The sequence below is a fragment of the Thermomicrobiales bacterium genome (assembly GCA_023954495.1).
Taxonomy (GTDB): domain Bacteria; phylum Chloroflexota; class Chloroflexia; order Thermomicrobiales; family CFX8; genus JAMLIA01.
Genome location: JAMLIA010000107.1, coordinates 1 through 9,493, shown reverse-complemented (window position 1 = coordinate 9,493; position 9,493 = coordinate 1). Strand labels below are relative to the sequence as shown.

Annotated in this window: 10 protein-coding genes; 3 read left to right on the top strand and 7 right to left on the bottom strand. The window is 62.6% G+C overall.

Going from position 1 to position 9,493, the window contains the following annotated elements; translation table 11 throughout:
* Positions 1 to 627, top strand: a 627-nt coding sequence (locus M9890_14600) for a malate dehydrogenase (GenBank protein MCO5178182.1), incomplete at its 5' end; no start/stop codon positions are given.
* A 23-nt stretch (positions 628 to 650) separates the two neighbouring features.
* Entirely contained in the window at positions 651 to 1,910 is a 1,260-nt protein-coding gene (locus M9890_14595) for a molybdopterin molybdotransferase MoeA (protein MCO5178181.1), read from the top strand.
* On the opposite strand, the gene M9890_14590 is transcribed toward M9890_14595, so the two are convergent.
* From M9890_14590 to M9890_14575, 4 genes are all read right to left on the bottom strand, one after another.
* Positions 1,885 to 2,241 carry a cupin domain-containing protein gene (locus M9890_14590; GenBank protein ID MCO5178180.1) on the bottom strand — a complete coding sequence of 119 codons (357 nt, stop codon included), beginning with the start codon at positions 2,239 to 2,241 and terminating at the stop codon, positions 1,885 to 1,887. The genes M9890_14595 and M9890_14590 overlap by 26 nt on opposite strands.
* Complete coding sequence (locus M9890_14585; protein ID MCO5178179.1) at positions 2,238 to 3,119, bottom strand: fumarylacetoacetate hydrolase family protein; 882 nt, start codon at positions 3,117 to 3,119, stop codon at positions 2,238 to 2,240. The genes M9890_14590 and M9890_14585 overlap by 4 nt, the downstream gene beginning before the upstream one ends.
* Positions 3,120 to 3,146: 27 nt before the next feature.
* Positions 3,147 to 4,811: an amidohydrolase gene (locus tag M9890_14580; protein MCO5178178.1), complete on the bottom strand. Its 1,665-nt coding sequence runs from the start codon at positions 4,809 to 4,811 to the stop codon at positions 3,147 to 3,149.
* A 115-nt stretch (positions 4,812 to 4,926) separates the two neighbouring features.
* On the bottom strand, positions 4,927 to 5,337 hold the full coding sequence (locus M9890_14575) for a hypothetical protein (protein MCO5178177.1): 411 nt from the start codon (positions 5,335 to 5,337) through the stop codon (positions 4,927 to 4,929).
* 124 nt (positions 5,338 to 5,461) lie between these two features.
* On the opposite strand from M9890_14575, the gene M9890_14570 reads away from it, so the two are divergent.
* A complete protein-coding gene (locus tag M9890_14570) occupies positions 5,462 to 6,334 on the top strand; it encodes an LLM class F420-dependent oxidoreductase (GenBank protein MCO5178176.1) in 873 nt (290 codons plus the stop codon).
* On the opposite strand, the gene hemG is transcribed toward M9890_14570, so the two are convergent.
* From hemG to M9890_14555, 3 genes are all read right to left on the bottom strand, one after another.
* On the bottom strand, positions 6,301 to 7,731 hold the full coding sequence (gene hemG, locus M9890_14565) for a protoporphyrinogen oxidase (GenBank protein MCO5178175.1): 1,431 nt from the start codon (positions 7,729 to 7,731) through the stop codon (positions 6,301 to 6,303). The genes M9890_14570 and hemG overlap by 34 nt on opposite strands.
* 3 nt (positions 7,732 to 7,734) lie before the next feature.
* Entirely contained in the window at positions 7,735 to 8,679 is a 945-nt protein-coding gene (gene hemH / locus M9890_14560) for a ferrochelatase (protein ID MCO5178174.1), read from the bottom strand.
* A 31-nt stretch (positions 8,680 to 8,710) separates the two neighbouring features.
* The coding region (locus tag M9890_14555; protein MCO5178173.1) for a uroporphyrinogen decarboxylase at positions 8,711 to 9,493 on the bottom strand (783 nt) is incomplete at its 5' end.

Below are 9,493 nucleotides of genomic sequence, written 5' to 3'. Positions count from 1 at the left end.
GTGACGAAGCAGGTCGTCGCCGCGTCCCCCGATTGCGTCATCATCGTTGTCTCGAACCCGCTCGATGCGATGTGTCATGCTGCGTTCGATGCCGCTGGTTTCCCGAAGGAGCGCGTCATCGGCATGGCTGGCGTGCTTGACTCAGCGCGCTATCGCACATTTGTTGCGATGGAGCTTGGCGTTTCAGTCGAAGACGTGCAGGCGCTCGTGCTCGGCGGACACGGTGACACGATGGTTCCGCTGCCGCGCTACACGACGGTGTCGGGCATTCCCATCACTGAGCTGCTGCCGGAGGATCGCATCGAGGCGCTGTCTCAACGGACCGCCTCGGGCGGCGCGGAGATCGTCTCGCTGCTGAAGACCGGCTCGGCGTTCTACGCCCCGGGCAACTCGGCGGCGGAGATGGTCGACGCGATCATGCTCGACAAGAAGCGCGTCCTGCCTTGCTCGGTTCGGCTTGAGGGCGAGTACGGCGTCGACGGCCTGTTTGTCGGCGTGCCGGTCAAGCTCGGTGCGGACGGCGTGGAGCAGATCATTGAGCTGAGCCTGAGCGAGGCGGAGAATGCTGCGCTGCAGAATTCTGCCGACGCAGTGCGTGGCCTCGTCGAAGCGATGAAGAACCTCTAGATCGCCGGAAAGTCGGGAGCGGAATGACCTGGGATCCGATTGCTGCGACCTGCGCCGAGCCGATAGGCGTCGACGTTGCGCAGGGTCACATGCTCTCCCTTGTTCATCCGCTCTCGCCGCACACTGTTCCGCTCGTTGACGCACTGGGGCTGGCTTTGGCCGGCGACATCGTGGCACCAGTGTCCATCCCTCCATTTCGCAATTCCGCAATGGATGGCTACGCTATCCAGTCAGCCGACAGCTCCCACGGGCCGGTTACGCTGCGGATAGTGGGGCAGGTGGCTGCCGGAGAAACCAACAACACGGTTGTTCAATCGGGCGAGGCAATCCGGATCATGACAGGAGCGCAGGTCCCTGACGGTGCAGATGCCGTTGTCCCATTCGAGCTGGTTCGAGTTGAAGGCGACCGTGTCGCTGTGCCTCAGGGAATCACGTCTGGCGCGAACATCCGAAACCCTGGTGAGGACATCGTCTCGGGTACCGTCGTCGCTTCTGCTGGAGAGATTGTGTCTTCGGCGCTGGTCGGAGCGCTGGCGGCGGTCGGGACCGCACACGTCGCGGTGCGCCGCGTCCCGCGGGTTGCAATCCTGTCCACGGGTGATGAAGTCGTGCCGCCTGGCACGCCGTTGATGCAGGGCAAGATCTGGGATGCCAATGCGCCGATGCTGTCCGCGCTCGTTCAGCTCGCTGGGGGACAACCCCATGCGCTCGGCATCGCGGCAGATTCGGCCGAAGACATTCGCTCGCGGCTCGCCGACGCCAGGACGCCTGACTTGATGATCACCAGCGGCGGTGTTTCGGCCGGTGATTTCGATATGGTGAAGGACGTGTTGCGCGCCGATGGGAGCGTTGCCGTCTGCCAGGTCAGAATGAAGCCCGGCCGACCGCTGGCGATTGGTACGATCAACGGGATTCCGATGCTCGGCCTGCCGGGCAACCCTGCTGCGGCGTATGTGTCGTTCCTGCAATATGCATGGCCTGCGATTCGACGCCTGGTTGGTGTTGCAGACACGACGCTTAGCGAGATCGACGCGGTTCTGACAACTGCGCTGACCGACCGCCCAGGCCGAAGGACATTTATGCGTGGTGAGTTGACGGCGCATGAGGGGCGACTGGCGGTGCGACCAGTCTTGCGGCAGGGCTCGGCGATGATTCGCGGGCTCGTCGACAGCAACTGCCTGATCGTGATCCCCGAAGAACGCGATCGTCTCGCCGACGGCGAGTTGGTTCGCGTTCAACTTCTGCCCGGAACCTCGCTCACGTCGTTTCCTCATCAAACGTAAGCGGTGTGCGGTTGGCGCTGGCAATGTAGTTGTCCGTGACCACGAGTTCGCTTGCGATCACGCGCGCGCCGTGTGGCGTGCTTCCTGGAATTAGCGCGACCTGACCCGCGCGCAGCGTCATCACATCACCGCCAACCGTGAACTCGATCTCGCCGGAGTGAACGATGGTGATTTGGCTCTCCGGGTGCCGGTGTTCGGGGAACACACAGCCGGGATGATAGATGTAGCGCACGACGGTTGCCTCGTCTGATACGACCGCCTGACGGTAGATGCCCGCGAATACCTCGGTCGATGGGACGTCGTCCCAGGCGATCACGCTTGTGCCGGTCATTGTGCTCTCTGTCGTTGCGGGAGTCGCCGGACATGGTTTGTGAGCGTGCCAATCCCTTCCAGTTCAATGTGAACGAGATCGTTCGGTTCAAGCGTGAATTCGGCTGGCGGCACCAGGCCGGTGCCGGTCAGCAGCACGACACCGACCGGAAATTCGAGCGCCGCAAAGAGGCAGTCGACGAGATCGTCCAGGGTTCTGTGCATTCGCGCTGTCGACGTTTCGCCGGACCAGATCGCTTCCCCGTCCCGCTCGATACGCATCGAGATCGCGACGTTGCCCGGGTCCGGCAACTCGTGCGGCAGCATGATCCAGGGACCCATAGCACAACTCGCGGTGTAGACCTTGGCCTGCGGGAGATAGAGCGGATTCTCACCCTCGATCGAGCGCGACGAGACATCGTTGCCGATCGTGTATCCGGCCACCTCACCGTGACCGTCGATGATGACGGCCAGTTCAGGTTCGGGGACGTTCCAGCCAGAATCGTGGCGAATCGCTACCTGATCCCACGGACCCACGCAGCGATAGGCCGGGGCCTTGAAGAACACTTCCGGCCGTTCAGCATCGTAGACACGATCGTAGATATCGTCGGTCTGCGACTCTTCCATCCGCGCATCGCGTGATCGCTCGTAGGTGACCCCAGCCGCCCAGATCTCCTGCTCATCAACGGGTGGCAGCAAGTGCGCGTCTCTCAACGCAATCGTGGCACCGGCTGCTGCGATCTCATCATTGATTTGCTCGTGACGCTGCTCGCCGCCCATCTCCAGGAGGTCGGCGAGTGACGAGTCCAGTGGGGTGATCTGTTCTGTTTCGGCATCGACCCAGCCGAGAATCTGGTTTGAATGTGCGGCCTCGCGTGGCCGGTAGTAGCAGAGGGGCATGTGTCCGACTCCTCCCTGCCGGGTGGCTCAGGCAGCGCCTGAGAGCTTGTCAACAACAACGCGACCACCGACGAGCGTCATCGCCGCTCGCGTGCCAGCGAGGTCGTTCTCGTCGACGGTCAGGATGTCGCGATCGAGGACGGCGATATCTGCGAACTTGCCGGGCGTCAGAGATCCCTTGATGTCATCTTCGGCAGTGACGCGTGCGGCGTCAAGCGTGTAGAGGCGCAGTGCATCCTCGCGAGAAATCCGTTCGTCCTCGCCGAGCGTTCGGCCATACACCGTCTTGCGCGTGACCGCACTGTAGAAACCGACGAACGGGTTGAACGTCGTGACAGGTGAGTCCGAGCTGAGTGCCAGCGGAACGCCAGCCTCCATGTAGCTGCGCAGCGGCATGATCTTCGACGCACGCTCCTCGCCGAGGCTCGTGACGAAGCTCTCGCCCAGGTTGGTCAGGAACGGAATTGTCGGGAGCGCCGGAATCCGGTAGTCGCGCATGAGCTGCAGCGCCGTCGGAGTCGGCAGGTAGGCGTGATGCAGTCGATGGCGCATGCGTGCATCGGGGCGTTTGTCGTATGCAGCGGCGTAGGCTTTGGCGACGAGCTCGATCATTCGGTCTCCGCAGGCGTGGCAGTCAATCGACCAGCCCAGGTCGTGACACCAGGCAACGTGCTCGAAGAGGTCACGTTCGGGGAACACGAACTGGCCGAAGTTGCCGGGCTCGCCCGCGTATGCATCGAACATGAGCGCGGTCCGGTCACCAACGCCACCGTCGGGCATGAATTTGACCGTATCGAACTTCAGCAGCGGCTCGCCGAAGCCGGATGCAACGCCGGTCGAGATAACGCGCTGCTCGATGGTCTGCTCTTCGTCGGCGTTGCCAAAGCCCCACGCGCCGATGCACATGCCAACTCGAACCGTCAGCGCGTCTGCATTGAGGACGTTGGAATACGCCCGAATCTCTTCGGGGAACAACCCCGGATCACTCACGGATGTGATGCCGTGATCGTTGAAGGCACGGCAGGCTGTGCGGATCGAATGCTCGATGTCAGCTTGTGTCCGCATCGGGACGGCGCGTTTGATCATCTCCTTGGCGCGATCGCGGAAGATGCCGGTTGGATCGCCGCGCTCGTCGCGTTCGATGCGTCCGGCGTAGAGCGCGTCAGCCGGTGGATCGGGAGTGTCGCGACCGATGTCGGCGGCTTGCAGTGCTGCGGTGTTCGCCAGCAGCATGTTCCAAACGCGATCAAGGACGACCGGATTATTTGGCGCTACCTCATCAAGATCGTGGCGATTGGGAAAACGCTTGTCCGACAACAGGCTTTCGTCCCAGCCGCGACCCAGAATCCATGCGCCGGGCGGGGATGTCCGCACACGCTCGGCAACGAGCTCCTTGATCTCGGCAATCGAGCGCACGGAATAGAGGCCGATTTCGTTCAACCCAGTCCCAGTCATGACGAGATGATTGTGTGTATCGATGATGCCGGGGATCGTGAGGCGGCCTCCCAGAGCGACTCGGCGCGTGCTGGGGCCTGCGAGATCTTCGATCGCGCTGTCGCTGCCGACCGCCAGGATGTGCCCGTCTTTGACGGCGATGGCGGTCGCTTCGGGCATATCGGGATCCATCGTCACCACCCGGCCGCCGGTCAGGATGATGTCCGGTGCCAGATCGCGAAGGGCGATGTCAGTCACGACAGAAAGTCCTTTCGTCTCTTGCCAGCTGGTGGCACAGCCGTTCGGCTGCATCATCGCACACTGTCAAGCTGGCGGAAGACACCACAGGTTGCTGGCGGGTAGCCGACAGGAATCAGACGGTATCCGGGATCGCTGGCTCGATGACCTCGTCGCGATCGTGCTCGATGAGGCGAGCGATGCCGGCGGCGAGGCGCTCACGCTCGGATGGCGACAGTTGACAGGCGATTTCCCAGGCGGCTGAAGCAAGGTCACCGGAAGCCAGGCGCGAATACACCTTCTCACCGAGTGCGCGGATTTCCAGCAGGTGCTCGTACTCTGCCGCGACTTCTGTCTCGATCCACTGGATTACGGTTCCGGCGGGGAAATCACGGAAGCCCGCACCATAGAGCCGGTCGGTGATGACGCGATACTCCTCGGCGGCAGGCAGACCGCGCAGGCGCGTCTCGGTGAGCGCACGCCGGGCGACACGTGCAGCTGGCTCAGGCAGGACGGCTTCGGTTGGCGAATCATACTGGCGTCGCATGGCTCCAGTATAGCGAATGGAGGATCGAACGAATTCGTCGGGAATCAATCCGGCATGAGCGTGCGTTGAAAGCGACGACGACTGCGGTCGCCCTTCAGGCGAAGCCACCATGTTGGAGGTACAGGTGAGAATTGGCGTTGTCTTTCCTCAGACAGAGATCGGCCCAGAGCCTGCAACGGTTCGGGCATATGCCGAAGCGGTCGAGCAGGTGGGGTTCTCGCACCTGCTGGTCTACGACCATGTCCTCGGTGCGGGGCTGGACAACCGTCCGGACTGGCGCGGTGCCTATAGCAACGACGATGCATTCCATGAGGTGTTCGTGCTGTTCGGCTACCTCGCCGCGATTACGACGAAGCTGGAGCTGGTGACCGGCGTCCTCATCCTGCCGCAGCGGCAGACTGCGCTGGTCGCCAAGCAGGCCGCCGCGATTGATGTGCTGTCGGGCGGACGTCTGCGCCTCGGCGTCGGCGTGGGCTGGAACGCCGTTGAGTATGAAGCTCTCGGCGAATCGTTCGTCACGCGCGGTCGGCGGATAGAGGAGCAGATCGACGTCATGCGCAAGCTCTGGACGGAATCTGTCGTCGATTATTCCGGCAAATACCATCGCATTCCTGAGGCAGGAATCAAACCACACCCGGTGCAGCAGCCGATTCCAGTCTGGATGGGCGGGTACGTCGAGGCAACGATGCGCCGAATCGGGCGCATGGGCGATGGCTGGTTCCCCCGCGGCATGCCGGACGACGCTCTGCGCCGCGACATGGAGATCATCGCGCAGAGTGCCGCCGAAGCAGGGCGTGATCCGGCTGCGATCGGTATGGAAGGCCGGATCAGCCTGCGACCAGACGACGAGGCGCGCTGGCTAATCGACACCGAGGCCTGGCGCAACGCAGGCGCAACCCACTTGTCGATCAACACTATGGGTCAGGGGCGCTCGCCGGAGGATCACATCCAGACTGTATTGCGCTATGCCGAGATCGTTGGCCTTTCGGCCGACTGAGCCTCGGTCGCGTTTGGCGCGAGCCAGTCTGCAATTGTTGTCGCCTGCGCCGTCGCGTCGGCGATGCAGTCCGGGATGCCAACGCCACGATAGGCTGCTCCTGCCAGTCTCAGGCCGGGCAGCGTCGCCAGACGGTGCTCCATGCTGCGCAGCCGGTCGAGGTGGCCGACGGTGTACTGGGGCATCGCCTTCGGCCAGCGAAAGATCCTGACTGTCGTCGGTGATGCCGTGATCCCCAGGATGTCGGCAAGTTCCCGCCGAATGATCGGGATGAGCTCGTCGTCCGGTAGTAGCGCTGGAGCTTCGTCGCCGGCACGGCCCACGAATCCGCGCAGCAGCGCTTGTCCCTCTGGTACCCGGCCGCCGAACTTATTCGATGTCCAGGTCACGGCGGTCAGGGTCCGCCCCTCACGGCGCGGGATGACAAACCCGCGTCCGCGTTGCTGGCCTGCAACCTCAGCGGCATTGAATGCGAGCGAGATCGTCGCGCTCGAGATGTACGGAATCGTGCCAGTCAGCGAAGACAGCTCGGGGTCGATCTCCGCGAGCAACGTTGCAGCCGCCGGAGCAGGTATTGCCAGGATGAGCGCGTCGAACTGCTCTTCACCGGCGTCGGTTGTCACGACGTAACCTCGGTGTGCAGTCCTGATCGCACACACGGGTGTCTGCATCGCGATGCGTTCACGACCGATCGCATCGGCGAGCCCGTCAATGATCTGACCCAGCCCGCCCTGCAACGACACGAACGGCGTGTACGGACGAGTCGGCGCAGTCCCAGTCATCTGCTTGCGCATCGCCATCGCGCCACGAATGAGGCCGCCGTGCTCGCGCTCGGTGGCTCGCAGGCGGGGATACGTAGCGAGAATCGACAGCTGGTCGGCGTCACCGGCGAAGATACCCGATAGCAGTGGTTCGGCAAGATGCTCAAATGCCTCGCGTCCAACGCGACGGCGCATGAATGACGAGACCGATTCGTCTTCGTCATTGCGCGAACGCGGAATGACATAATCACCAAGCAGGCGAACTTTGCCAATTGGAGAGAGGAGCGGTGTGCTCATGATCGCGCGCGGATCTGCGGGCACGAGCAGCGTCATGCCTTCCGGTAGCGCCTCCAGCTTGCCGTTGTGAAGAATGAAGGTGCCGCCACCATCCGGCAAAGTGCTGATGACCTGGTCGGTGAGTCCCAGGTCACTCACCAGCGCCAGTCCGGGCGGCTTCGATGACAGAAATGAATCTGGCCCGGCGTCAATCAGGAGTCCGTCAGCGTGTTCTGTCCGGATCTTGCCGCCGAGTCGGTCGGATGCCTCCAAAACGCGAACGTCGATACCGCGCTTGCGCAGCGTCCAGGCCGCAGAGAGGCCGGCGATGCCGGCCCCGATGACGCCGACTGTTGCCATCGCTCAGGCACCGGCCACAGGCTGAGTGACGGCTCGCTGCACCGCGTTCGACACAGCCTCGATTAGCCCGGGATCATCGTTGAGCATTGCAATGCGCTCCAGATGCATGCCCAACTCTTCGGCCTGTTCCTTGTGCTCGATATCAACATCGAACAGAACTTCAACGTGGTCGCAGACAAAGCCGATCGGGACGAACAGCACATTCTTGTAGCCCTGCTCGGCCAGCGTTGCCAGCGTGTCCTCGACTGTTGGGCCAAGCCATGGCTCGCTCGTCGCGCCCTGGCTCTGAAACGCCCAGTGCCAGTTGCGTGGCTGGAGCTTCTCAACTACCAGATCCACCGATGTTTGCAGCTCTGTCGGGTAGGGATCGCCTGACTCAAGGATGCGTGCTGGCAAGGAGTGCGCGGTGAACAGCAGTGGCACATCCTCGCGCACATCGTCAGCAAACCGCTGTCGTGCGTCCTGAATGCGCTGTGCAACGGCATCGATGAAGGCCGGCTCGTCTTTCCACGACTCGACCGGGATGACCGGGATGTCTGCCCCATGCTCGATCAGCGCCTTGTTCAGCTTGCCGAGGTAGGCGCCAACGCTCATCCGGCTGAAATGGGGTGCCATGACGATGGCGACGATCGCTTCGACGCCGTCGGCCAGTATCTGCGGGACGACCTCGTCGATGTACGGATGCCAGTGACGCATGCCGACGTAGGTGCGGAAGGTGAGTCCCTCGGGCGCGTGCTCGTTCAGGCGCTGCTCGACGCCCTTTGCCTGCGCGGTCGTGATCTGCAGGATCGGCGACTTGCCGCCGATCAGGCGATAGCGCTCGGTGATTTCAGCCAGCAATTCGGGCGGTGTTGGCCGACCGTGGCGGATGTCCGCGAGGTACGGCTCGATATCGTCAAGACTGTTTGGCCCGCCATAGGCCATCATCAGGACGCCGATCGTTTTCATGGTGGAGTCCTCCATCCTGGGTATCCGATGTCTAGCGAGCGGTCGTCTCCAGCTCGCGTGCGCTCATTTCATGGACCATGTCAACGGCGGCGCGGACGGCATCAACCGGTGTCTGCGGCAGGATTCCGTGGCCGAGATTGAAGATGTGTCCGGGTCGACCACCGGCCTGATCGAGTATGGCCCGAATCTGGTGCTTGATCTCGTTGTGTGGCGCGAATAGCAGCAGCGGATCGAGGTTACCCTGAATCGCGCGATCCTCGCCGATCAGCCGCCAGGCATCGTCGAGTCGGATTCGCCAGTCCGCACCGACGACATCACTGCCCGCCGATGCGATATCCGACAATGTCCCGGCCGTATTGGTGCCGAAGAGGATCACTGGCGCGCCCGTTCCCTTGACGGTCTCGACGATCTTCCGCGTCGCCGGAAGGACAAACCGTCGGTAGTCCGCCGGCGATAGCGCTCCCGCCCACGAGTCGAAGACCTGAACGACCTGCGCGCCTGCCGCGACTTGCGCGCTCAGATACGCGCTGGTCATCGTCGCCAGCTTGTCCATCAGCAGGAACCATGTGTCCGGATCCTGATACATCAACGTCTTTGTAAACTGATAATTGCGTGATGAGCCGCCCTCTATCGCGTAGCTCGCCAACGTGAATGGACCACCCGCAAACCCGATCAGCGCGACCTTGCCATCAAGCTCGCGCCGAACAATCGACAGCGCGTCGAGGGTTGGCTTCAAGTCAGTTGCGGGATCGATATCACGTAATGCTCGGATCTGCTCTCGCGAGCGCAGGGGATTGTGCAACACTGGCCCTTC

Bases quoted from the DNA above. Each gene is read 5' to 3' on its own strand.
- M9890_14595 (MCO5178181.1), top strand. From the start codon at position 651: ATGACCTGGGATCCGATTGCTGCGACCTGCGCCGAGCCGATAGGCGTC.
- M9890_14590 (MCO5178180.1), bottom strand. From the start codon at position 2,241: ATGACCGGCACAAGCGTGATCGCCTGGGACGACGTCCCATCGACCGAG.
- M9890_14585 (MCO5178179.1), bottom strand. From the start codon at position 3,119: ATGCCCCTCTGCTACTACCGGCCACGCGAGGCCGCACATTCAAACCAG.
- M9890_14575 (MCO5178177.1), bottom strand. From the start codon at position 5,337: ATGCGACGCCAGTATGATTCGCCAACCGAAGCCGTCCTGCCTGAGCCA.
- hemG (MCO5178175.1), bottom strand. From the start codon at position 7,731: ATGGCAACAGTCGGCGTCATCGGGGCCGGCATCGCCGGCCTCTCTGCG.
- hemH (MCO5178174.1), bottom strand. From the start codon at position 8,679: ATGAAAACGATCGGCGTCCTGATGATGGCCTATGGCGGGCCAAACAGT.